The sequence below is a fragment of the Ruegeria halocynthiae genome (assembly GCF_900106805.1).
GTDB lineage: Bacteria > Pseudomonadota > Alphaproteobacteria > Rhodobacterales > Rhodobacteraceae > Ruegeria > Ruegeria halocynthiae.
Genome location: NZ_FNNP01000009.1, coordinates 89,989 through 113,736 on the forward strand (window position 1 = coordinate 89,989; position 23,748 = coordinate 113,736).

The window sequence follows — 23,748 nt, forward strand, 5'->3', positions numbered from 1 at the left end:
TTCGGGTGGCGAAAATGGGTCGCGGTGGCGTCCATAAAGATCGGTCTGACGGACCCGAACGCAAGTGCATCGCCACGGGCGAGGTTCAACCTAAATATGGGTTGATCCGCTTTGTCGCGGCACCGGACGGTCAGGTCTTTCCCGATGTGGCGGCAAAATTGCCGGGGCGCGGGGTCTATGTGGCGGCAGATCGGTCTGCACTGGAGAAGGCCGTAAGCAAAAAGCTGTTTGCACGCGGTTTCAAGGCGCAGGTAACTGCGTCGCCGGATTTGGCGAACGAGGTTGAGCGGCAGGTTACGCGCCGCGTGATCGAGCTGCTGAGTCTGGCGCGCAAGTCCGGCGATGCAGTCGCTGGATACGAAAAGGTCAAGGCGATGCTGGACCGGGAAGAGGCCCAGGTGTTGCTTCAGGCCGCCGATGGATCGGGGCGCGGCAAGTCCAAACTCAGCACGCCGCACTTTGGAAAATACATCGGTTGGCTGACCGCGGACGAGTTAGGGCAAGCATTTGGGCGCCAAACGGTGATTCATGCGGCCTTGGCCTCTGGCGGACTCGCCAAACGTGTTGTAGAGGAAGCGCAGCGCCTGCTTGGCTTGCGCGAAACGGATGACGGCGGCAAGGGCCGCGCGGAAGGGTAAGAAGCTTTATGAGCGATAGTGACGGCAAAAAGACATTGGGTCTTCGTGGCGGGGCACGCCCCGGAAATGTGAAACAGAGTTTCAGCCACGGACGTACCAAGAATGTCGTGGTGGAGACCAAACGCAAACGCGTCGTGGTTCCCAAGCCGGGCGCGTCCAAGCCTGGTGGTGCCACGCCTTCGGGTGATCCTTCGCGTCGTCCTGCGGGAATTTCCGACGCCGAAATGGCACGCCGGATGAAGGCATTGCAGGCCGCCAAGGCCCGCGAGGTCGAAGAGGCCGCCGCGCGTGAAGCCCAGGAAAAGGCGCGTGAAGAAGAACGCGCCCGTCGCCGTGCGGAACAGGAAGCCAAGGAACGCGAACAGCGTGAGGCTGAAGAAAAAGCCCGTGCCAAGGCCGAGGAAGAAGACCGTAAGCGCAAAGAGGCTGAAGCAGCGGCCAATCGCGCTGCGGCTGCTCCGGCTGCGGAAGCACCCAAACCGGCACGTGCTCCGGTCAACAAACCGGCCCCTGCTGCAACTCCACGCAAGCAGGATCGTGAACGCGATCAGCGTGGTCGTGGCAAGGGACGTGACGACAACCGCCGTTCCGGCAAGCTGACACTGGGTCAGGCGACCGGCGGCGAAGGCAACCGCCAACGTTCGATGGCGGCGATGAAGCGCAAGCAGGAACGCGCACGCCAGAAAGCCATGGGTGGCGCGGTCGAGCGGGAAAAGGTGATCCGCGACGTGCAGCTGCCCGAAGCGATTCTGGTTTCGGAACTGGCCATCCGTATGGCCGAACGTGTGGGCGATGTCGTCAAATCGCTGATGAACATGGGTATGATGGTCACGCAGAACCAGACCATCGACGCCGACACGGCCGAGCTGATCATCGAGGAATTCGGTCACAAAGTGACCCGTGTTTCTGATTCTGATGTTGAGGACGTCATCAAAGAGATCGAAGACGAAGAAAAAGATCTTCAGTCTCGTCCGCCCGTCATTACAATCATGGGTCACGTTGACCACGGTAAGACCTCACTGTTGGATGCGATTCGCGATGCGCGCGTTGTGGCAGGCGAAGCGGGTGGTATCACTCAGCATATCGGCGCTTATCAGGTGAAAACCGACGGCGGCACGACCCTGACCTTCCTGGATACGCCGGGCCACGCGGCCTTTACTTCGATGCGCTCTCGTGGTGCTCAGGTGACGGATATCGTGGTTCTGGTGGTTGCGGCCGACGATGCGGTCATGCCGCAGACCATTGAGGCGATCAACCACGCCAAAGCGGCCGAAGTGCCGATGATCGTGGCGATCAATAAGATCGACAAGCCCGATGCAAACCCGGACAAGGTGCGCACCGACCTGTTGCAGCACGAAGTCATTGTCGAGAAAATGTCGGGTGAGGTTCAGGACGTAGAAGTGTCTGCTGTCACGGGTCAGGGACTGGACGAACTGCTGGAAGCCATTGCGCTGCAATCCGAGATTCTGGAACTGAAAGCCAACCCGAATCGCGCCGCCCAAGGTGCCGTGATCGAGGCGCAGTTGGATGTCGGTCGCGGCCCCGTGGCCACCGTTTTGGTTCAGAACGGCACGCTGCGTCAGGGCGATATCTTTGTTGTGGGTGAGCAGTACGGTAAGGTCCGCGCGCTGATCAACGACAAGGGCGATCGTGTCAAAGAGGCCGGCCCTTCGGTTCCGGTCGAAGTTCTGGGTCTGAACGGCACACCCGAAGCGGGCGACGTTCTGAACGTCACCGAGACCGAAGCGCAGGCCCGTGAAATCGCAGATTACCGCGAACATGCTGCCAAGGATAAGCGCGCAGCTGCGGGTGCCGCGACCACCCTTGAGCAACTGATGCAGAAGGCCAAAGAAGACGAAAGCGTCAACGAACTGCCAATTTTGATGAAAGCGGATGTGCAGGGTTCTGCCGAAGCCATCGTTCAGGCGATGGAGAAAATCGGTAACGACGAAGTGCGTGTGCGCGTACTGCATTCAGGTGTTGGTGCGATCACCGAGACGGATGTTGGCCTGGCCGAAGCGTCCGGTGCGCCTATTTTGGGTTTCAACGTGCGTGCCAATGCCTCGGCGCGGAACACCGCGAACCAGAAGGGTGTGGAAATCCGCTATTATTCGGTAATCTACGATCTGGTGGATGACGTGAAAGCGGCAGCATCCGGCCTGCTGAGCGCCGAGATCCGTGAGAAGTTCATCGGTTATGCCGAGATGAAAGAGATCTTCAAAGTCACGGGTGTTGGCAAGGTTGCTGGCTGTCTGGTCACCGAAGGCGTTGCCCGCCGTTCGGCTGGCGTCCGCCTGCTGCGCGACAATGTGGTGATCCACGAGGGCACGCTGAAGACGCTCAAGCGCTTCAAGGACGAAGTGGCTGAGGTTCAGTCGGGTCAGGAATGCGGTATGGCGTTCGAGAACTACGACGATATTCGCGCAGGCGACGTGATCGAAATTTTCGAGCGCGAAGAAGTGACCCGCACGCTCGACTGATCCGGCTTAGGATGAGAGATAAGAAACAGCGGCTCTGTTGGGCCGCTGTTTTCTTTTGGGTTACTCGCTTCGCGACGACAAAAACGTACCCGAAGGCATGATGATGTCGAAATGATGCCTTCCCTGCTGCAGATCGAAACTGACAGAATGCCCCGCTTTTCGCAGCAACTCTGCATAGTCACGGCTTTGTCGAACAAACTCGGGTGTATCCCGTTCCGCAGCTGTCACTCTGTAGCGCGGTCCTGGTGCGGGCAGATTGAGGCAGGGTGAAAGATCGTGAATCTCGACCTTGGTCAGTTGCAAAGGGTCATTTGCCGAAGTCAGGCTGATCGGTTCCAGATCATAGACGCCACTGATCAGAATCACATTGCGCACCCGCAGGCCCGCCTGTGCCAAAGCGCTGGAAGAAGTTGCCATAACCATCGCCACCAGATGCGCGCCCGCACTATGACCTGAAAGGGTGATATTGGTCGGATCAAAGCCCAGTGACTCGGCTTGTGATGCAAGCCATAGCAAGGCATCTCGGCATTCTTCGACCATCTGCCCTAATCGGGCTTCGGGGGCGAGCGTATAGTTCAGCGTCGCAAAGGCTTGCCCGTTTTCGTGCAACACTGGTGCCATCGGAGCTGACTCGCGTTGGCTGAGTGCCTGCCAATAGCCACCATGTACGAAAACATGCAAAGGCGCGTTTGTGTCAGAGGAAGGGAAGAAATCCAGAACCTGTTCTGGCTGGTCGCCGTATTTCAGATTCTCCTGAACTTTCATCTCTGCTCGCGCTTGTGTGCTCAGGGCCGTGTAGCTTGCCAAATATGGTGTCAGATCGCCGCCGATCATCGAACTGGGGGAATATTCCTGCTCAAGCTCTGCCTGAGTGAAGCCGCGGTACATCATGGGTTAGCTCCCTGAATACATAAGCTCGGCCCGCATATCATATAGGTCGTGGAAGAACCGCAATTCCAGCGCCTTGCGCAAGAAAGCCACACCGCTGGAGCCGCCAGTGCCGGGCTGCATTCCGATCACGCGTTCGACCGCTGTGGCATGATCGAATCGCCATCGTTGGAACAGAGACTCCACATCCATCAGCTTTTCGGCCAGCGCATACAGATCCCAGTGCTTGTTTGTGTTGCGGAACACCTCGACCCAGATCTTCACCACGCGCGGATCGCCGGAATAAGGTTGCGCGTAGTCCCGTTCGATCAGGTCCATTGGTACATCGAACCCCTGACGGGCCAGCATATGCAAAACCTCGTCATAGAGAGATGGTTTGGACAACGCAGCATTCAGCACCTCCATAACCTCCGGGTCGTGCGTGTGCACCTTGAGGGTCGAGGCATCCTTGTTGCCCAGAATGAACTCGATCTGACGATAGCCATAACTTTGAAAGCCCGATGAGCTGCCTAACGCATCCCGAAACGTCATGTAATCGGCGGGCGTCATGGTAAGTAGTGTTTCCCAAGCGGCGATCAGCTGCCTCTGGATCGCTTTGATCCGGTCGAGGTTTTTCATAGCAGGGCCGAAATCGTCTTGCTGTAGGAACCTGCGTACCTCTACCAATTGGTGGTGCATCAGTTTCAGCCACAGCTCACTGACCTGATGGATGATGATGAACAGCATCTCATCTGGCTGAGCAGGGTTCTGAAATGTTTTCTGCAGGTTCAACAGGGTCTTAAGCTGCAGAAAGTCGCCATAGCTTTTGCGATGCGTTTCGGTGAAATCGGTGATCAGTGAGTCCTCGATGCCGCGCTCCAGCGGTCGGTCATCTTTTGTGCTGCCCATTTGGTCCTCCGGCTTGTTGCTCGATCCCTGTGTATTGGCCGGTTTTGCAACTTTCCAGCGTGTCAGGTCCAGTCCAGAACAACCTTACCTGATAAGCCGGACTTCATCGCAGCGAATCCTTCCGCAAAATCGTCGACGCCAAACTGATGTGTGATCACGCGGCTTACATCCAAACCGTTCTGCAGCATGGCGATCATCTTGTACCAGGTTTCGAACATTTCACGCCCATAAACACCTTTGATGGTGATGGCCTTGAAAACGATCCGGCTCCAGTCGACGGGGGATTGCCCAGGCGGGATACCCAGCAGCGCGATCTTACCACCCATGACTAGCGCTTCGACCATCTGATCCAATGCGGCCTGCGATCCGGACATTTCCAGACCCACGTCGAAACCTTCTTTCATCCCCAGTTCGGCTATGACATCGGGTAACTCTTCGATGGTCACATCGACCGTACGTATCGACGGCACCACATGTTCCGCCAGTTTCAGGCGATCTGCATTGATATCAGTGATGACCACATTTCGCGCACCGGCATGGCGGGCAACTGCGGCCGCCATGATGCCGATCGGGCCTGCGCCTGTGATCAACACGTCCTCGCCCAGCAGGTCGAAACTCAACGCTGTATGAACCGCGTTGCCCAGCGGGTCGAGAATAGCGCCAATCTCATCCGGAACATCATCGGGCAATGGAATCACGTTGAAGGCCGGCAGCTTCAGGTACTGCGCAAATGCACCCTGTTCGTTCACACCGATTCCCCGCGTACCGGGATCCAGATGGAATTTGCCTGCCCGGCTCTGGCGGCTGTCGGTTCCGATCAAGTGCCCTTCGCCCGAGCAGCGCTGGCCGATCTCGAGCCCGGAAACATTTTGCCCGATTTCAACGATCTCACCGGCGAACTCGTGTCCGGTGATCATTGGGACCGGCACCGTGTGCGAGGCCCATTCATCCCAATTCCAGATATGGATGTCCGTACCGCAAATGCCGGTCTTGTTGATGCAGATCAGAACTTCGTCCGGGCCAATCTCGGGTACAGGGGCCTGAACCATCCAAAGCCCTTCTTGAGGTTTGGATTTTTCCAGTGCTTTCATTGTGTTGGGTCGCATCAAATTACTCCCAACTCTTTGCCGACTTTGCCAAAGGCCGCGAGCGCGCGATCCAATTCATCCTTTGTTAGAGCCGCATTCATCTGCGTTCTGATCCGCGCCTGACCTCGCGGTACCACCGGGAAGAAGAAGCCAGAAACATAGACGCCCTCATCAAACAACCGCGATGCCATCTCTTGGGCCAAACTGGCTTCGCCCAACATCACAGGAATGATTGGATGCTCACCGGGAAGCAGGTCAAATCCCAGCTTTTCCAGCCCTGCACGCCAATATTTGGCATTGCCGAACAGTTGCGCGCGTAGCATGTCACCTTGTTCGACCAGACGGATTGCCTCAAGCCCGGCGGCGACGATGGAGGGTGGCAGCGAATTTGAGAACAGATAGGGCCGCGCCCGCTGCCGCAGCAGGTCGATCACTGGCTGCGGCCCGGCGATGTAACCGCCGATTGCCCCCCCAAGTGCCTTGCCCAAGGTTCCCGTTAATATATCCACATCGACGCCGTGATAATCCGGCGTACCTGCACCGTTTGGCCCCATAAAGCCTGTAGCGTGGCAGTCATCGACCATGACGATGGCGTCGTATTTGTCAGCCAATTCGCGGATTTTTGGTAGATTGGCCAAATAGCCATCCATCGAGAATACGCCGTCGGTCGCGATCATGAGGTGCCGCGCCCCATCCTCGCGCGCCTGTTTCAGCCAGGCTTCGAGGTCGTTCATGTCATTGTTTATGTAGCGATAGCGTTTGGCCTTGCACAGCCGCACGCCGTCGATGATTGAGGCGTGGTTCAGGCTGTCCGAGATAATGGCGTCTTCAGGCCCTAACAAGGGCTCAAACAGCCCACCATTGGCATCGAAACAGGCGGCGAACAGAATTGAATCGTCTTTGTTCAGGAACTTGGCCAACCGTTGCTCAAGTTCGCGGTGAATATCCTGCGTGCCACAGATGAACCGGACCGAGGCCATGCCGAACCCTTTTGGTTCCATGGCGTTCTTGGCTGCTTCTATCAGCGATGGGTGATCCGCAAGACCCAGATAGTTGTTGGCGCACAGGTTGATGACCTGCTTTCCACCCACAGTAATCTCGCCGCCCTGAGGCGAGGTGATCATTCGTTCGCGCTTATACAGACCTTCGGATTCGATCTGCTTAAGGGTGTCCGTGATGTGGGACAGGAATGCATCTGCCATGGCGATCTCCTTGCTCTGAGTCGCACTTCTAACATAACGGATGAAGTTCCCAAATAGGGGATTTACGAAATTACGGATAAACTTCCGTGAAGGCGGAAATCTGCCAATCCTAAGCGTTTTTTACGATCAGAAAGACACGCGCCTGATCAATTGCAGAAATGGAATGTACAACATCAGCGGCATATCGGGCCGTATCCCCTTGGCGAAGTTCGGATACAGCTGCGCCAGACGTGACGCGAACGGCACCTTCCAACACGGTCAACTGTTCGCGTGCACCGCGCGCATGGGGTTGGCTGTTCAGGGCGCCGTCTTTATCGAGCTGAATATCATAGACCTCGTGGCCTCCGGCCTCTTCCGGCGGTGAGAGGATGCGGATGCGGCAGTTTTCCCCCATGTTATCGATGCTGGGCACTTCGGATTTTCTGAGAACCTCAATCTGGTCGGTTGTCTTTGAGTCTTCCAATAGCCCGGCAAAATCCACTTGCAGTGCTCGGGTAAGATTCCACAGCGTCGAGATTGTGGGGCTGCTTTCACCCCGCTCGATCTGGCTGACCATGGATCGCGATACGCCGCTCAGATTCGCGACCGCTTCGAGGGACAGGCCTTGGGCCCGACGTGCCTCTTTCAGGCGGGCAGGAAGGCGTGTCAGGATATCGTCTGTTTTGTCCGTCATGACGGAATTTCATGCGCCTTGAATCGGCAGATGTCAATTCCGTCTGTGACGGGACGTCTCAGGCGACAGGCGGTTTCTGCGGGTGCATACTGCGACCAACCACAGGAGGAGTGACCCATGACCGATATCGTTATTCTGGATGGTGCACGTACTGCCATCGGCACCTTTGGCGGTGCACTGGCCTCGACCGCACCGATTGATCTGGCGACTGTGGCGACTGAAGCCGCGCTTGAGAGATCGGGGGTCGAAGGTGGGCAGATCGGGCATGTCGTTTTTGGCCATGTGATCAACACCGAACCTCGCGATATGTACCTGTCGCGCGTAGCAGCGATGCAGGCCGGCATTCCGAACGGGACCCCGGCAATGAACGTGAATCGTTTGTGTGGCTCTGGCGCGCAGGCGATTGTGTCGGCGGTACAATCTTTGATGTTGGGAGATGCAGAATTCGCTGTGGCCGGTGGCGCCGAGAGCATGTCGCGCAGCCCCTACATTGTGCCTCAGGCAAGATGGGGGGCCAAGATGGGCGACGTCACCTCGCTCGACATGATGCTGGGGGCACTGAATTGCCCCTTCGGTACTGGCCATATGGGCGTGACGGCTGAGAATGTGGCCGACGAACACCAGATCAGCCGTGAGCAGATGGATGCGTTTGCCGTGACCAGCCAGACCCGTGCAGCGGCAGCGATCGAAGCCGGATATTTCGAAAGCCAGATCGCGCCTGTGCAGGTCAAAGTCAAACGCGAGATGGCGGACTTTAAAGTGGATGAGCACCCGAAGGCCACCACCACCGAAGCGCTGGCTGGATTGCGTGCGGTGTTCAAGAAGGATGGGCGTGTTACGGCAGGGAACGCCTCGGGCATCAATGATGGGGCCGCGGCTATGGTTCTTGCAACGGCGGGCGCGGCTGAAAAGGCCGGGCTAAAGCCGAAAGCCCGTGTGTTGGGGTATGCCCACGCCGGGGTGCGTCCTGAGGTGATGGGGATCGGACCGATTCCTGCGGTTCAGAACCTGTTCAAGAAGACGGGTTTGTCGGCGGACGATTTCGATGTGATCGAGAGTAACGAAGCATTTGCCGCACAGGCCCTGGCCGTCAATCAGGAGCTTGGGTTGGATGCTGCCAGGGTCAACCCAAATGGTGGTGCAATTGCTTTGGGGCATCCCGTAGGAGCGACCGGTGCGATCATTACGTTGAAAGCACTCTACGAGTTGGAGCGCATTGGAGGGTCCAGGGCACTCGTCACCATGTGCATTGGTGGCGGTCAGGGTATCGCCCTTGCCATAGAACGGCTCTGACCATCGACTATGCAAGGGGGGCTGTCTGCCCCCCAATTGCGCAGGGCGCAATCCCCCCCGAAGATATTTTCGGCCAGATGAAGCTGGCGGATTGGTGTCAGCCGAAGGACATCACGGCAAGTGTGGCGGCAATCCCAGCGGCAGCGCCGATCGCAGCCGGCAGAAGTATTGCGAACTTGCTTGAGGCCAGGGTGTCATCACTTTTGGTTTGGGCAATCAAGGCGTTTTCGACCAGTGCGGGCAGGCGTGGGCCGAAACGGGCCAGCACCATTGCTGTTTTGCCAAAGTCACGCAAGGCTGCGCGCGGGCCGATAGAGCGTTTGATATAATCTTCGACCACCGGGTGTGCGACCTCCCAGATGTTCATATGGTCATCAAGCGAGCGGGCTACGCCTTCGACCACAACCATCGTGCGCTGCAAAAGGATTAATTCTGTCCGGGTTTCCATGCCGAAACGTTCGGTGACTTCGAACAGATAGCTGAGCAGCCGACCCATTGAGATATGGGTGGCGTCCATTCCGAAGATCGGTTCGCCAACTGCACGCAAGGCGCGGGCAAACTCGTCAACGTCCCTGTCGGCGGGGACATAGCCGGCCTCGAAATGCACCTCGGCCACGCGTTTGTAATCGCGGCGGATGAAACCGAAAAGGATCTCGGCATAGACCCGACGTGTGTATTCGTCGATATGGCCCATGATGCCGTAGTCATAGGCGATAATATCACCGTTCGCGGCGACCTTCAGGTTGCCCTGATGCATATCGGCATGGAAATAGCCGTCGCGCAGAGCGTGAAGAAGGAACAGACGCAGGACACGTTCCGCCAGATCGCGTCGATTGTGGCCTGCGGCATCCAGTGCGTCATTATCACCCAGCGGGATGCCGTCTGCCCAGCTGAGTGTCATGACTCGGCGTGCAGAAAGAGACCAAACCACCGGCGGCAGCCAAAAGCCGTCATCGTCCTTGGTGTTGGCGGCATACTCCGAGGCGGCGGCGCTTTCCAGCCGCAGGTCGAGTTCGCCGCGTACAACTCCGTCGAAGTGTTCGATAACTTCCATCGGACGCAGGCGGCGGGCGCCCGGGGCAAACAGATCGACAATCCGGGCGGCGAAATAGAACGCATCGACGTCCTTGCGGAAGGCGCGCTCGACATTGGGGCGCAGGACTTTGACGGCCACATCCTCGCCCGTGCTGGTCAGCTTGGCCTTGTGGACCTGCGCAATCGAGGCGGCGGCGATGGGTTCGCTGAAGTCACTGAAAACCTCGGCGATCGACTGGCCGAGCTCTTTCTCGACCTCGGCCATGGCCTCGGCCTTTGAAAAAGGCGGAAGCTTGTCCTGCAAGACGCGCAGCTGCGCTGCCAGCTCATTTCCTACCACATCCGGCCGGGTCGAAAGCACCTGCCCAAACTTGATATAAGCCGGGCCCAGCGCCGTCAGAGCGCGTGTGGCAGGCGGCATATCGGGATCGCCCTTGTAACCCAGCCACTGGAACGGCTTGCCCAGAACATGCGCCAGGATGCGGATGGCCCGTGGGGCTTCGAATGCATCGAGCACCACGTTCATGGCGCCTGTGCGTTCCAAAGTAGCGCCTGTCCGGATCAGGCGGATGATATTGTGAGGTCCGCGCATTTAGATTTTCCAGCCGGAATGCAGCGCGGCGATGCCCATGCTGAGGTTACGGTACTTTGCGTTTTCGAATCCAGCAGTGCGGACCATCCCTAGGAACGTCTCCTGATCGGGGAATTTGCGGATCGATTCGACCAAGTACTGATAGCTGTCATAATCATCAGCGATCAGTTTGCCCATGCGCGGGATGACGTTGAAGCTGTAGAGATCATAGAGCTTTTGCAGCCCGTCATTAGGCAGTTGGCTGAATTCCAAAACCATCAGACGGCCGCCGGGTTTCAGTACGCGGTAGGCCTCATTCAGGGCCACCTGCGGTCGGGTGACGTTCCGGATGCCGAACGAGATCGTGTAGACATCGAACGTGTTGTCTTCGAACGGCAGCGACATCGCATCGCCGACCACCCAGTTCAGGCTGTCGGACATCCGGTCGGCTTCGGCGCGCTGGCGACCTTCGATCAGCATCGGCTCGGTCAGGTCCAGCACGGTGGCATGACCGTGGCCCGCACGTTTCAGAAACCGGAACGAGATATCCCCTGTACCCCCCGCCACGTCCAGCAGGCGCTGGCCGGGGCGCGGGGCCAGCCAGTCCATCATCGCGTCTTTCCAGACCCGGTGGATGCCCATCGACATGACATCGTTCATCACGTCGTATTTCGAGGCGACAGAGTTGAACACGCCCTGCACGCGTCCGGCCTTGTCGGCCTCGCGTACGGTTTCGAACCCGAAATGGGTGGTCTTGTCGCTGTTGTCGGACATCAATGGCTGCCTCTGTCTGTGTTGCTCATCCTTATAGGCCGCGGGGCGGGGAAGACAATCGCGCGAAATGGTAGCAGGGGGCACAGATGTGCCACAGATTTTCCTTAGTCGCCACATATCACAGAGCGTAGGTATTCTAGACCCTCGGAGATTTCCTGTTGACGAGCTTGCTGGTTGCGTTGCTGTCCATAGCTGCTGTTCTGTTGTATTTCGGCTGGCGGATCAGGGCCGTCTTTCGCACGATCCTGCGGGTGCGCCGCGCCGAAGGACTGGGCGACAAGCTGGATGCGGCAGTCCGGCACTTTCCAAATGACATCATCGAAGAGGCCATGTTGCGCGCGGGCAGTGACAAGCCTGTGCTGCAAACCTTGACACGCAGAACTTTTCGCACCGCTCCTGGGGCGATTGTAGTGACGATCATGGTGCTGGTCGCCTATTTCTATACGGGTTTTGTCAGGCCTGATCTGGGTGGGTTCGACGAGGCGATCCCTCTGCAGAGCCCGGAAGTGATTATCGCAGTCAAACTCATTCTGCTGGCTTTGATGATCTACACTCTGATCCTTAATCTTACCAACACGATCACGATTGACGGGACGGAACTTGTCACCAAAGGCTCGCTTTTTCAGAGGCAGTGCTATGACCTGAAAAAGCTCGCCAAGATCAGCCTTAGGCATCATGGGACTTACGTATTGCGTTTTTCAGATGGGAAGACTGCGCGGATTCTGAAATATGTAACCGGACATGATGAAATGATGCAGGCCTTCGAAGATACGCTTGCCGCCAATCAGGAGGGTACATGCCGGAACTTCCCGAGGTTGAAACGGTCCGTCGCGGGTTGAGCCCCGCGATGGAGGGTGTGGTGATCGAGCGGGCAGATGTGAACCGCCCCGATTTGCGCTGGCCGTTCCCGGATCGCATGGCAGAGCGTCTGACGGGACAGCGGGTAGATCGGCTGCGACGTAGGTCGAAATACATCCTTGCCGATCTGAGCAGTGGTGAGACGTTGCTTATTCACCTGGGCATGTCCGGACGGATGACGGTCTCAGGTGATCCGCTGGGGCAGTTCGTGCAGGACCATCCAGCGAAGCAAAAGCACGACCACGTCATCTTTCACATGGCGAATGGTGCGCGCATCACGTTCAACGACCCGCGCCGATTCGGGGCGATGGACCTGTTGTCGACAGCAACGGCTGAAGATCACAAGCTGCTGGCGGTTCTTGGGCCCGAACCACTGGGCAATGATTTTCACGAGCAGCACCTGATCGATGCATTCAAAGGTAAGAACACCCCGGTCAAATCAGCGCTTTTGGATCAGGGAATCGTTGCCGGTTTGGGAAATATCTATGTCTGCGAGGCTCTTTATCGCGGCAAGGTGTCGCCACGTCGCAAAGCCGGGAAGATTTCTGCACCGCGCGTCGCAGCACTGGTGCCGATCATCCGACAGGTGCTGCAAGAGGCCATCGAGGCAGGTGGTTCATCGCTGCGCGATTTCCGCCAAGCTGATGGAGAGCTTGGATATTTTCAGCACCGCTTTGATGTTTACGGCCGCGAGGGCGACCCCTGCCGAACCGATGGATGCGGGGCTGCTATTAAGAGAATCACCCAATCCGGTCGCTCATCCTTCTATTGTGCGCAATGCCAAAGATAACTTGATCCAGCGAAATCGCGTGGTAAGGAATCGTACTTGAACGGAACAACCGGAAGCTTACATCTCATGGCTTTTGAGACGATCATCGTCGAAATCGAAGACCACATCGCCCTTATCAAGCTTAACAGACCAGATGCGATGAACGCGCTGAACACCCAGTTGCTGGGTGAACTGTGCGACGCGCTGGAAGATGCGGATGGCAACGACAAAGTGCGCTGCATCATCATCACCGGCTCGGACAAGGCTTTTGCCGCAGGCGCGGACATCAAAGAGATGTCCGCGATGAGCTATGTCGATGTGTTCAACATTAACCTCTTTGCCGACGCGAATGATCGTGTGTCGGCAATCCGCAAGCCGATTATCGCGGCTGTTGCAGGCTATGCGCTAGGTGGCGGATGTGAACTGGCGATGCTGTGCGATTTCATCATTGCCGCCGATACCGCCAAGTTCGGCCAGCCCGAGATCAATCTGGGCGTTATCGCCGGACTCGGCGGCAGCCAGCGCCTGACGCGGTTCGTCGGCAAGTCCAAATCGATGGATATGAACCTGACGGGCCGGTTCATGGACGCCGAAGAGGCCGAGCGTGCCGGATTGGTGAGCCGCGTCGTGCCCGCCAAGAAACTGATCGAAGAAGCAACCGGTGCGGCGCAGAAGATAGCAGAGAAATCCCAGATCACGGCCATTGCCGCCAAAGAAGTCGTCAATCGCAGCTACGAATTACCGCTGAGCGAGGGCATGTTGTTTGAACGCCGGGTGTTCCACTCGATGTTTGCGACGGAAGATCAGAAAGAAGGCATGGCGGCGTTTCTGGAAAAAAGAGCCGCGCAGTTCCGCGACAAGTGACGACAACGGACATTCAGCGAAATCAGGCGGGCTTGGTCCCGCCTTTTTCATGTCAAAGCTCAGGCGCAAGAATCAGCTTGGCAAACCTGCCAAACTTGGTTAGAGACCGCCGCTATACATGCGCGTGCGGCCCGCTCTGGCCCGACTCACACTCGTGATCTCGATCCGGTGCGGATTTTCCCGTGGCGCGCAATTTTAGAAAACCGTACCGAACAAAGGTCAGAGACACATGGCTAACTCGCCCCAGGCAAAAAAACGCGCGCGTCAGAACGAAAAGCGTTTCGCTATCAACAAAGCACGCCGTTCGCGCATCCGCACTTATCTGCGCAAAGTTGAAGAAGCAATCGCATCCGGTGACAAGGACGTGGCCACCGCAGCCCTGCGCGCTGCGCAACCCGAGCTGATGCGCGGCGTCACCAAAGGCGTCTTCCACAAGAACACCGCTGCCCGCAAAATGTCGCGCCTGTCGGCACGCGTCAAAGCGCTGGGCTGATTCTCTTCGAATACCAGTCAAGCATTGAATTGCGAAAAAGGCGTCGCGCATAGCGGCGCCTTTTTCATTGTTGCTTGAAAGCCGCGTCTTCACGGGCTCGAGAGATTCTTTCGGCTCGAACCCCGAGTCAATATCAGAGTTTCGTTGCCCGCGCCCGCGGCCTCTTGCTACCACTAGATCAGCGATTCACTCGCTTGGGGGGACAGGCTGTTCCAGCGATCTGACTGACGGGCATCAGAAGGATCACGGAACGAATGTTCGAAAACCGGCTGCGGCCGGATGGACGATCTGCTCTGGGTTCCGGGTTTTCCGGCGATCCTAGCCCTGTCAAAAAATTGGAATGTCATGCGCATCCCGGTTTCCGGGTGCGCCCTAGTTTTGGGGCAGTGCTGTATTGGACTGCGATGATATTCAGTCATACCCGCCAGACCAGTAGGTTTGGTGCATGGTACCCTTGTGTGTGAACGTCATAAGACCCGGAAAACGGGACATATTGATAAGGCCACTAGGCCAACAAAGATGGGATGCGTGAGGCGCCGTATGACACAAGAGAAATGGGGACAACTGCGTAGTAAACTGATCAAGGCGGTTGGAAAAAACAATTTTACTACCTGGATTGAACCTTTGGAGTTCCAAGAGTTGCAGGACGGTGTGGCGGTGTTCTCGGTGCCGACCAATTTCATGGGCAACTACGTCAGCCAGAATTTCGCAGATCTCATTCTTTATGAACTGAACACATCGGGTGAGACCGTGCAGCGCCTGGCTTTCCGCACAGCGGCCAATTCCTCAGCGCGCCCCACTTTAGTGGAAGAGTCCAAGCCATCATCAGCGCCCGAATCCCGGCCCGCCATTACAGACACGGCCAATGATGCGTTTGAGGCGCTGCAGGCTGCACCGCTGGATGCGCGGTTTACTTTTGACAGCTTCGTTGTCGGTAAGCCGAACGAGCTTGCCCATGCCGCAGCGCGCCGCGTATCCGAAAGTGGCCCGGTCACTTTCAATCCGTTGGTGCTTTACGGCGGTGTCGGCCTTGGTAAGACCCACCTGATGCACGCGATTGCGTGGGAGCTGAAGACCAAGCATCCCGAGTTGAACGTGCTCTACCTGTCGGCAGAACAGTTCATGTACCGCTTTGTGCAGGCCCTGCGCGAACGTCGGATGATGGATTTCAAACATCTGTTCCGCTCGGTTGACGTGCTGATGGTCGATGACGTCCAGTTCATTGCGGGCAAGGATTCGACGCAGGAAGAATTCTTTCACACCTTCAATGCGCTGGTGGATCAGAACAAACAGATCATCATCTCGGCGGATCGTGCGCCGGGTGAGATCAAGGATCTTGAAGATCGCGTGAAGTCGCGCCTGCAATGTGGTTTGGTCGTTGATCTGCATCCCACCGACTATGAATTGCGTCTGGGCATCCTGCAGAACAAGGTGCAGCAGTACAGCAGCACCTATCCCGGCCTGGAAATTGCCGACGGTGTTCTGGAATTCCTTGCCCACCGTATCTCGACGAATGTGCGTGTGCTTGAAGGCGCCCTGACGCGTCTCTTCGCCTTTGCCTCACTGGTCGGCCGCGAGATTGATATGGAGCTGACGCAGGATTGTCTGGCCGATGTGCTGCGCGCATCTGAACGCAAGATCACCGTTGAAGAAATTCAGCGCAAGGTTTCAGAATACTACAACATCCGCCTCAGCGATATCATCGGGCCCAAGCGTCTGCGGTCTTATGCCCGCCCGCGTCAGGTGGCGATGTATCTGTGCAAGCAGCTGACCAGCCGGTCATTGCCGGAAATCGGGCGTCGTTTTGGTGGGCGCGACCACACCACGATCATGCATGGCGTTAAGCGCATCGAAGAGCTCAAGCTGACCGATGGCCAGATTGCCGAGGATGTCGAGATGCTGCGCCGGTCGCTGGAAGCCTGATCCGGTCATTCCATCTGAACGCCCCGGAACTGCCCTCCGGGGCGATTTCTTGTGCAGAATAGTCCACGATCCCGGATGAACTGTGTCCTGTGGACCACGTGCCCCTTGACGCATGGGGCAATCCAACCCAGAAATTCGTAAAAAATCCTTGTGCCTCAGGGCTGAACCGGTAACTTGCCAGTCCCGCCCATGTACGCACTCAAGTCAGAGGAACCGAGGGTATGAAGATCAGCATCGAACGCGGCACCCTTCTCAAGGCCGTTTCGCAGGCCCAATCCGTTGTTGAACGCCGCAACACTATTCCCATCCTGGCCAACGTGCTGATCGAAGCCGAAGGTGATCAGGCGCTGTTCCGTGCAACTGATCTTGATATCGAGGTTGTCGACAAAGCTCCTGCGCAAGTTGAGAAAGCGGGCGCGACGACTGTTGCGGCAACAACATTGCATGAGATTGTGCGCAAGCTGCCCGATGGAGCGCTTGTGACGCTGACTGCTGACAATGCAGCGGGCCGTCTGACGGTCGAAGCAGGGCGGTCGAATTTCTCGCTGGCGACGCTGCCGAAAGAAGATTTCCCGGTCATGGCGTCGTCGGAATATCAGTCGAACTTTACCGCATCAGCGGCACTGCTGCGCCGGTTGTTCGACAAGTCAAAATTCGCCATTTCGACGGAAGAGACCCGGTACTATCTGAATGGTGTCTACATGCATGTGGCGGACGGATCTGAAGGCGGCAAAGTACTGCGCTGTGTCGCTACTGATGGTCACCGTCTCGCGCGTATCGACGCGGATTTGCCGGATGGCGCTGCGGACATGCCGGGCGTAATTGTTCCCCGCAAAACTGTAGGTGAAATGCGCAAGCTGCTGGATGATGACGAGATGGATATCGCCGTCTCGGTCAGTGAAACCAAGGTGCGTTTTGCAACGCCAGACATCACGCTGACATCGAAAGTAATTGATGGGACGTTCCCGGATTACACCCGCGTTATTCCACAGGGCAACACGCGCAAGCTGGAGGTGGACGCCGCCGAATTTGCACAAGCCGTTGATCGTGTGGCGACCGTTTCGTCCGAGCGGTCCCGCGCGGTAAAACTGCAATTGGATGCGGATAAGCTGGTCCTGTCGGTCAATGCGCCCGACAGCGGTGCGGCAGAGGAAGAACTTGCCGTCGCCTACGGGGATGAACGGCTTGAGATTGGGTTTAACGCCAAGTATCTGCTCGAGATCGCGTCTCAGGTGGATCGCGAAAACGCTGTGTTCATGTTCAACTCGGCAGGTGATCCGACGCTGATGCGCGAAGGAAGTGACCAAAGCGCGGTTTACGTCGTCATGCCGATGCGCGTCTGATTTGCCCGGTTCGGGTGATTTCTAACGAAAGGGAGGGGTCATGGGATTGGCCCTGACCGAGCTTACGGTCTCGCATTTCCGGTCTCACAAGCTGGCCCGGTTGTCTTTGGATGGACGCCCGGTGGCGATTCACGGCCCGAACGGGGCGGGTAAGACCAACATCCTTGAAGCGGTTTCGTTGTTTTCGCCGGGTCGCGGGATGCGGCGAGCGAGCGCGGCTGAGATGACACGACGACCTGAGGGGCTGGGTTGGAAACTGTCGGGGTTATTGCGGGCGCAGGGTCAAAACTTTGAGGTTGAAACCTGGTCTGAAGGTGGCGCGGCGCGACAGGTTCGAATTGATGGCAAAGCTGCCAGTCAAATCGATCTGGGCAAGCTGGCGCGGATTGTTTGGCTGATCCCCTCGATGGATCGTCTATGGATCGAGGGGGCCGAAGGGCGGCGGCGCTTTCTGGATCGTATTGCTCTGAGTTTTGATCCTTCACACGCTGAGTCATCCCTGACCTATGAAAAGGCCATGAGAGAGCGAAATCGCCTACTGAAAGATCAGGTCCGGGACGCCCATTGGTATACCGCTCTGGAAGGGCATATGGCTGAAACGGGCCATCGCATTAACACCGCGCGCCTGGCGTCATTGGATCATCTGCGTGCGGCACAGGAACAGGCGGAAACCGCATTCCCATCGGCAGAGCTGGAGCTTGTCCAGACGGAAGGCACAATGCCTGATACGGTGGATGATCTGCGCGAGGCTTTGCATGAAAGCCGGTTCCGCGATCTGGCGGCGGGGCGTACGTTGGTCGGGCCGCACCGTTCGGATCTTTATGGGGTGTTTGCCGCGAAGGGTGTGCCAGCCAAAGATTGCTCAACGGGTGAGCAGAAGGCATTGCTGGTTTCGCTGATACTCTCGAACGCGCGCGCACTGGCGGGTATGGTGGGTGCCCCGCCGATCGTGCTGCTGGATGAGGTCGCTGCGCATCTGGATGCGGCGCGGCGGGCGGCGCTTTATGATGAGATCTGTGCGTTGGGCGCTCAGGCCTGGATGACGGGCACCGGGCCTGAGCTGTTTGCGGAACTGGGCGAGCGGGCCCAGACGCTGGTGGTTACCGACGGCGAAGCGGGCTCGGTTGTCCGCGCCTAGGCAGGCGCGCCGATCCTACGCTCCCACAAAAAACCACGCATCACCTCGTCAACGGGCGTCTGCGCCATGTGGTTGACGTAGTTGGACATGGTTTTCTGCGCCAGACCCAGAACCACGTCTAATACTGCGCGGTGGGAATATCCCGCGTCAAAGAAGGACTGCAGCTGTTCTTCGGTCGGATTGCCGCGGGTCTGCATCATTTGCAGAGTGAAGGTACGCAACGCCTCAAGCTTGGCCGAGGGCAGCGGGGTTTCATTGCGCAGGGCCTCGGTGATCTCGTCTGGCACCTTCATCATCTTGGCGATGCCGGTATGGGCCGGCACGCAGTAGTGGCACTCGTTTTCCACATTGATCGTCTGCCAGACGACAGTTTTCTCATCATTGTCGAAATCTGTCTGCAGAAACAGATGGTGGAGGACCTGATAGCCTTCCAGATGCTGAGGGCTTTCCGCCATGACCTTGTGCAGACCGGGCAGGCGACCAAACGCGGCTTGAGATTTTTCCAGCAGGGGTTTGGACCCGTCCGGGGCGGATTCGAGGTCGTGCGAGGGGAAGTCTGCCATCTTGGAACTCCTGTTTTGATGTGATGACACCGAAATAGGGTTTATTGAGCGTTCACTCAAGTATATATTTGAGTGAACGCTCAAGAATTGGTGAAGACGATGCCACGAAAGCCTGAATATGACCGGGATGCCCTGATCTCCCGTGCCCGCGACCTGTTTTGGCGACAGGGTTGGGCGGGAACCTCTCTGAAAGACCTTGAGCGCGAGTTGAGGCTGAAGCCCGGCAGTTTCTATGCGGCGTTCGGGTCCAAGGATGCGCTTTATGCGTTGGCTCTAGAACGTTATGCGCAAGAAGGTGTGGCGCGGATGACCGCACTGGCAGATGACATCGGGCCAAAGGCCGCGCTGCAAACGCAGCCGCGCCTTGTGGCCGAAGGCACAGAGATGCCCACAAAAGCCTGTATGCTAGCCAAAACCTACGCGGAACTGCAGGCGAAGGATCATGATCTGGCGGCACGGGCCAGCGCATATCTGGCCGAGATGCGCGCATGTTTCGCCTCGCTTTTTCGTCGTGCACAGGAGATGGGCGAAATCGACCTGAAACATGATCCGGAACGGCTGGCAGCGCGCTATCAATCCGACCTCCTGGGGTTGCGATTGACCGCCGAGCGCGGCGATGTGGATGCGCTTGCAATCGCCGAGGATATTGCGGCTGATATCGAGCGTCTCTGATCTGCGTGAAAATGCCGAAACACACACAAAATGTTGGGGGATCGCGTGACATTCCCCACCAGAGAACGTATAAGTTACGAAAATAATATAGGTACTAACGGCATGTCCGAAGACGCACAGGCACCCCAGGAATACGGCGCAGATTCCATCAAGGTTCTCAAAGGCTTAGAGGCGGTCCGCAAGCGCCCCGGAATGTATATCGGGGATACCGATGATGGCTCGGGGTTGCACCATATGGTGTATGAGGTTGTCGATAACGGTATTGACGAAGCACTGGCCGGTCACGCTGATCATGTGACCGTCAAAATTCATGCCGATTCCAGTGTCTCGGTCAGCGACAATGGGCGCGGGATTCCGGTGGATATTCATCCCGAAGAGGGCGTCTCGGCGGCTGAAGTCATCATGACCCAATTGCATGCGGGCGGTAAGTTTGACAGCAACTCTTACAAGGTTTCGGGCGGTCTGCATGGTGTGGGTGTTTCTGTGGTGAACGCCTTGTCGAACTGGCTGGAACTGCGCGTCTGGCGGAACGGTAAAGAGCATGTCGCCAGGTTCGAAGGGGGCGAAACCGCTGAACATCTGAAAGTTGTGGGCGAATGCGGTGACCGCACCGGAACCGAGGTGCGCTTTCTTGCCTCTACGGACACATTCTCAAACCTGGAATACTCGTTCGAGACGCTGGAGAAGCGACTGCGCGAACTGGCATTCCTGAATTCGGGCGTCCGGATCATTCTGATCGATGAGCGCCCCGCAGAACGGCTGGAGACAGAGCTGTTTTATGAGGGCGGCGTCAAGGAATTCGTCAAGTATCTGGACCGGTCAAAGACGTCCTCCATGCCCGAGCCGATCTATATCAAGGGCGAACGGGACGATATCGGCGTCGAAATCGCGATGTGGTGGAATGACAGCTACCATGAATCCGTACTTCCCTTTACTAACAATATTCCCCAACGAGATGGCGGCACCCATATTGCGGGTTTCCGGGGCGCTTTGACGCGCACGATCAACAACTATGCGCAGTCCAGCGGGATCGCGAAGAAAGAAAAAGTCAGTTTCACGGGCGACGATGCGCGCGAAGGCCTGACTTGTGTGCTTTCGGTCAAAGTACCTGACCCAAAGTTTTCCTCCCAGACCAAGGACAAGCTGGTGTCGTCCGAAGTGCGCCCGGCGGTCGAAGGGATGGTGAACGAAAAACTGGCTGAATGGTTCGAAGAAAACCCGAATGAAGCCAAGATCATCGTCGGCAAAATTATCGAGGCCGCTCTGGCCCGTGAAGCCGCCCGCAAGGCCCGCGAACTGACCCGCCGCAAGACGGCGATGGATGTGAACTATCTGGCCGGCAAGCTGAAAGACTGCTCCGAAAAAGACCCGTCCAAGACCGAGGTTTTTCTGGTCGAGGGTGACTCGGCCGGTGGTTCGGCGCAGACGGGCCGGGACCGTCTGACGCAAGCGGTACTGCCGTTGCGCGGGAAAATCCTGAACGTAGAACGCGCGCGGTTTGACAGGATGCTGTCGAGCCAGGAAATCGGTAACCTTGTGATGGCGCTGGGCACCGGTATTGGCCGTGACGAGTTCAACATCGAAAAGCTGCGCTACCACAAGATCGTCATCATGACCGATGCCGATGTCGACGGCGCACATATCCGAACGCTGCTGCTGACCTTCTTCTACCGGCAAATGCCGCAACTGATCGAGGGTGGGTACCTCTATATTGCACAGCCACCACTCTACAAAGTGGCGCGCGGCAAGTCCGAGGTCTATCTGAAAGATCAGGCTGCGCTGGATGACTATCTGATCAACCAAGGTGTCGAAGGAGCCGTACTGAAACTTGGCTCGGGCGAAGAAATGATCGGCCAGGACCTGACTCGCGTCGTTGACGAGGCGCGCCAGTTGAAACGTGTTCTGGACGCTTTCCCGACGCATTATCCGCGCCACATTCTGGAGCAGGCCGCCGTCGCCGGTGCCTTTGTGCCCGGTGCAGTGGATGCCGACCTGCAAGGCGTGGCGGATAAGGTCGCCGCCCGATTGGACCTGATTGCGCTGGAATACGAACGCGGTTGGCAAGGCCGGATCACGCAGGATCACGGCATCCGCCTTGCTCGTATCCTGCGCGGTGTGGAAGAAGTGCGCACGCTCGACGGCCCGATGCTACGCTCGGGCGAGGCCCGCAAGACGGGCAGCTTCACCCAAAGTCTGCAAGAGATCTACAACACGCCGGCCACCTTGATCCGTCGCGACCGATCGCAAGCCATCCACGGCCCGCTGGACCTGCTGCGCGCTATTCTTGAAGAGGGCGAAAAGGGTCTTTCGCTGCAACGCTACAAGGGTCTGGGTGAGATGAATCCGGATCAGCTTTGGGAAACGACGTTGGACCCCGATGCGCGCACATTGTTGCAGGTCCGCGTTGATGACATGGTCGAAGCCGACGATCTATTCACGAAGCTGATGGGTGATGTAGTGGAACCACGGCGAGAGTTCATTCAGCAGAATGCGTTGAGTGTCGAAAACTTGGACTTTTAACGTTGTAAAATGCCCCCCACCATTGCTGAACGCGATCTAAACGGAATTAAAACAGTCAGTTGATGGCCGTACCGGGTATTGGCAAGAGATTTTACATAAGTCACGATTATGGGGTGCATCACTCGGTTCATGCGAATGAACGCGAGTTCGCTATCCGGCGAAATTCGACCTATGACTTCATAGTTTGTTGAACCGGCACCATCCGTTTGGTACACATGCGTTCCGGAAACCCTGATTCAGGAGAGATCAGAAATGCTGAATTGTCAGACCTCAATGCTTCGCGCGGTAGGCGCAGTAATCCGTTAACGCGGTCTGACAGGTTTCTAATCTGAAGGCCGCCTCATGAGCGGCCTTTTTTGTGTTTTCCTCATGTGGCGGCTTTCCATCAATTCATGGAGAGAACAATGCCAAGCTTATACCTTTACATCCCCCTCAGCCGGCAGCACGGCCTCTTGCTGCGATTGGTAGAAAGTCTAGTGCGGCGGCTCGGTGGAGAGTGTCCCGTCCAGTTCAGGCATGCGGAGTTGCCGGACCATCTGAGGAAGGACGTTGGCCTCCCACCAGAGGTTGAACGCCCGCCACCACTTCGCCATAGGTTCCCTTTCTGAACAGCCTATCGAACAGGGGCAGCTTGCTGCCTCTGTTCGCAACAAACACATTAGTGAAATTACAGTTAGCGGCTCAGTGGAACCATAGCGGCCAGATATCAAGGGTCAGTCAAAGTTTCGCCAGGCGGGACCAGGCGGCTTTTCGCTTTTGGCCGCTCACTAGCGGAAAACCGGTTGGGTTTGCTTTAGCCCATTCACCGCTAGGATCTGACGTGTTGCAACAAGCTGTGGTCCTTTGGTTTTTCGGACCGTGTTATGTAAGCATGTGCCTAAATACCGATAACCGCCATGCACTGGCATAGCCCATGCAACCCATTTGCCGCCTAAGGTTTCAGTTTGACCCGATCAAAGAACCATGAAGATTGTATGGCAGGCTACTAACTGACACCTTTGATATGGGTGCAAGCCCAAAACACCCGCGCGTCCTGTGTACCCAGGCTTCTAATACCGTGCCGCATTGTACTGTC

General features: G+C 57.2%; 20 protein-coding genes. 12 read left to right on the forward strand and 8 right to left on the reverse strand.

The genetic code is table 11. The features are described from left to right. Nucleotides 1-14 precede the first annotated feature (14 nt). Nucleotides 15-638, forward strand: a complete 624-nt coding sequence (locus BLU89_RS17685) for an RNA-binding protein (RefSeq protein WP_074738491.1) — start codon at nucleotides 15-17, stop codon at nucleotides 636-638. A gap of 8 nt (nucleotides 639-646) precedes the next feature. Further along, nucleotides 647-3,118 carry a translation initiation factor IF-2 gene (gene infB, locus BLU89_RS17690; RefSeq protein ID WP_074738493.1) on the forward strand — a complete coding sequence of 824 codons (2,472 nt, stop codon included), beginning with the start codon at nucleotides 647-649 and terminating at the stop codon, nucleotides 3,116-3,118. 60 nt (nucleotides 3,119-3,178) lie between these two features. Here infB and BLU89_RS17695 read toward each other — a convergent pair whose 3' ends face one another. From BLU89_RS17695 to BLU89_RS17715, 5 genes are all read right to left on the reverse strand, one after another. Continuing rightward, on the reverse strand, nucleotides 3,179-4,009 hold the full coding sequence (locus BLU89_RS17695; protein WP_074738495.1) for an alpha/beta hydrolase: 831 nt from the start codon (nucleotides 4,007-4,009) through the stop codon (nucleotides 3,179-3,181). Nucleotides 4,010-4,012: 3 nt separating this feature from the next. Then, nucleotides 4,013-4,894 carry a tryptophan 2,3-dioxygenase gene (locus BLU89_RS17700; protein ID WP_074738497.1) on the reverse strand — a complete coding sequence of 294 codons (882 nt, stop codon included), beginning with the start codon at nucleotides 4,892-4,894 and terminating at the stop codon, nucleotides 4,013-4,015. Between the two features lie 62 nt (nucleotides 4,895-4,956). Next, entirely contained in the window at nucleotides 4,957-5,985 is a 1,029-nt protein-coding gene (gene tdh / locus BLU89_RS17705) for an L-threonine 3-dehydrogenase (RefSeq protein ID WP_074738544.1), read from the reverse strand. A 14-nt stretch (nucleotides 5,986-5,999) separates the two neighbouring features. Continuing rightward, complete coding sequence (locus tag BLU89_RS17710; RefSeq protein ID WP_074738499.1) at nucleotides 6,000-7,184, reverse strand: glycine C-acetyltransferase; 1,185 nt, start codon at nucleotides 7,182-7,184, stop codon at nucleotides 6,000-6,002. Between the two features lie 109 nt (nucleotides 7,185-7,293). Continuing rightward, nucleotides 7,294-7,857, reverse strand: coding sequence for a helix-turn-helix domain-containing protein (locus BLU89_RS17715; protein WP_074738501.1), 564 nt, complete (start codon nucleotides 7,855-7,857; stop codon nucleotides 7,294-7,296). A 117-nt stretch (nucleotides 7,858-7,974) separates the two neighbouring features. Between BLU89_RS17715 and BLU89_RS17720 the strand changes: the two genes are divergently transcribed. Continuing rightward, a complete protein-coding gene (locus BLU89_RS17720; protein ID WP_074738503.1) occupies nucleotides 7,975-9,150 on the forward strand; it encodes an acetyl-CoA C-acyltransferase family protein in 1,176 nt (391 codons plus the stop codon). 97 nt (nucleotides 9,151-9,247) lie between these two features. Here BLU89_RS17720 and ubiB read toward each other — a convergent pair whose 3' ends face one another. Both ubiB and ubiE read right to left on the reverse strand, forming a co-directional pair. After that, nucleotides 9,248-10,777, reverse strand: coding sequence for a 2-polyprenylphenol 6-hydroxylase (ubiB, locus tag BLU89_RS17725; protein WP_074738505.1), 1,530 nt, complete (start codon nucleotides 10,775-10,777; stop codon nucleotides 9,248-9,250). After that, complete coding sequence (gene ubiE / locus BLU89_RS17730) at nucleotides 10,778-11,530, reverse strand: bifunctional demethylmenaquinone methyltransferase/2-methoxy-6-polyprenyl-1,4-benzoquinol methylase UbiE (RefSeq protein WP_074738507.1); 753 nt, start codon at nucleotides 11,528-11,530, stop codon at nucleotides 10,778-10,780. It lies immediately after the preceding gene. Between the two features lie 158 nt (nucleotides 11,531-11,688). Here ubiE and BLU89_RS17735 point away from each other — a divergent pair, with 158 nt between their 5' ends. The 7 genes from BLU89_RS17735 (at nucleotide 11,689) to recF (ending at nucleotide 18,918) form a co-directional block, all read left to right on the forward strand. Beyond that, the gene (locus BLU89_RS17735) at nucleotides 11,689-12,369 is read left to right on the forward strand and encodes a hypothetical protein (RefSeq protein ID WP_074738509.1); all 681 of its coding nucleotides are present in this window, start codon (nucleotides 11,689-11,691) and stop codon (nucleotides 12,367-12,369) included. Then, nucleotides 12,327-13,178 (forward strand): bifunctional DNA-formamidopyrimidine glycosylase/DNA-(apurinic or apyrimidinic site) lyase, encoded by an 852-nt coding sequence (gene mutM, locus BLU89_RS17740; RefSeq protein ID WP_074738511.1) that lies wholly within the window; start codon nucleotides 12,327-12,329, stop codon nucleotides 13,176-13,178. Before BLU89_RS17735 ends, mutM begins: the two co-directional genes overlap by 43 nt. A gap of 66 nt (nucleotides 13,179-13,244) precedes the next feature. Beyond that, nucleotides 13,245-14,021 (forward strand): enoyl-CoA hydratase, encoded by a 777-nt coding sequence (locus tag BLU89_RS17745; RefSeq protein ID WP_074738513.1) that lies wholly within the window; start codon nucleotides 13,245-13,247, stop codon nucleotides 14,019-14,021. A 229-nt stretch (nucleotides 14,022-14,250) separates the two neighbouring features. Further along, nucleotides 14,251-14,514: a 30S ribosomal protein S20 gene (gene rpsT, locus BLU89_RS17750; protein WP_074738515.1), complete on the forward strand. Its 264-nt coding sequence runs from the start codon at nucleotides 14,251-14,253 to the stop codon at nucleotides 14,512-14,514. A gap of 540 nt (nucleotides 14,515-15,054) precedes the next feature. Then, nucleotides 15,055-16,437: a chromosomal replication initiator protein DnaA gene (gene dnaA / locus BLU89_RS17755; protein ID WP_074738517.1), complete on the forward strand. Its 1,383-nt coding sequence runs from the start codon at nucleotides 15,055-15,057 to the stop codon at nucleotides 16,435-16,437. Nucleotides 16,438-16,658: 221 nt separating this feature from the next. After that, nucleotides 16,659-17,780: a DNA polymerase III subunit beta gene (dnaN, locus tag BLU89_RS17760; RefSeq protein WP_074738519.1), complete on the forward strand. Its 1,122-nt coding sequence runs from the start codon at nucleotides 16,659-16,661 to the stop codon at nucleotides 17,778-17,780. Nucleotides 17,781-17,820: 40 nt separating this feature from the next. After that, a complete protein-coding gene (gene recF / locus BLU89_RS17765; RefSeq protein ID WP_074738521.1) occupies nucleotides 17,821-18,918 on the forward strand; it encodes a DNA replication/repair protein RecF in 1,098 nt (365 codons plus the stop codon). On the opposite strand, the gene BLU89_RS17770 is transcribed toward recF, so the two are convergent. Further along, the gene (locus BLU89_RS17770) at nucleotides 18,915-19,481 is read right to left on the reverse strand and encodes a carboxymuconolactone decarboxylase family protein (protein WP_074738523.1); all 567 of its coding nucleotides are present in this window, start codon (nucleotides 19,479-19,481) and stop codon (nucleotides 18,915-18,917) included. The genes recF and BLU89_RS17770 overlap by 4 nt on opposite strands. Before the next feature lie 99 nt (nucleotides 19,482-19,580). Here BLU89_RS17770 and BLU89_RS17775 point away from each other — a divergent pair, with 99 nt between their 5' ends. Continuing rightward, on the forward strand, nucleotides 19,581-20,153 hold the full coding sequence (locus tag BLU89_RS17775) for a TetR/AcrR family transcriptional regulator (protein ID WP_074738525.1): 573 nt from the start codon (nucleotides 19,581-19,583) through the stop codon (nucleotides 20,151-20,153). A gap of 102 nt (nucleotides 20,154-20,255) precedes the next feature. Then, nucleotides 20,256-22,673: a DNA topoisomerase (ATP-hydrolyzing) subunit B gene (gene gyrB, locus BLU89_RS17780; protein WP_074738527.1), complete on the forward strand. Its 2,418-nt coding sequence runs from the start codon at nucleotides 20,256-20,258 to the stop codon at nucleotides 22,671-22,673. The last annotated feature ends 1,075 nt before the right edge of the window (nucleotides 22,674-23,748 follow it).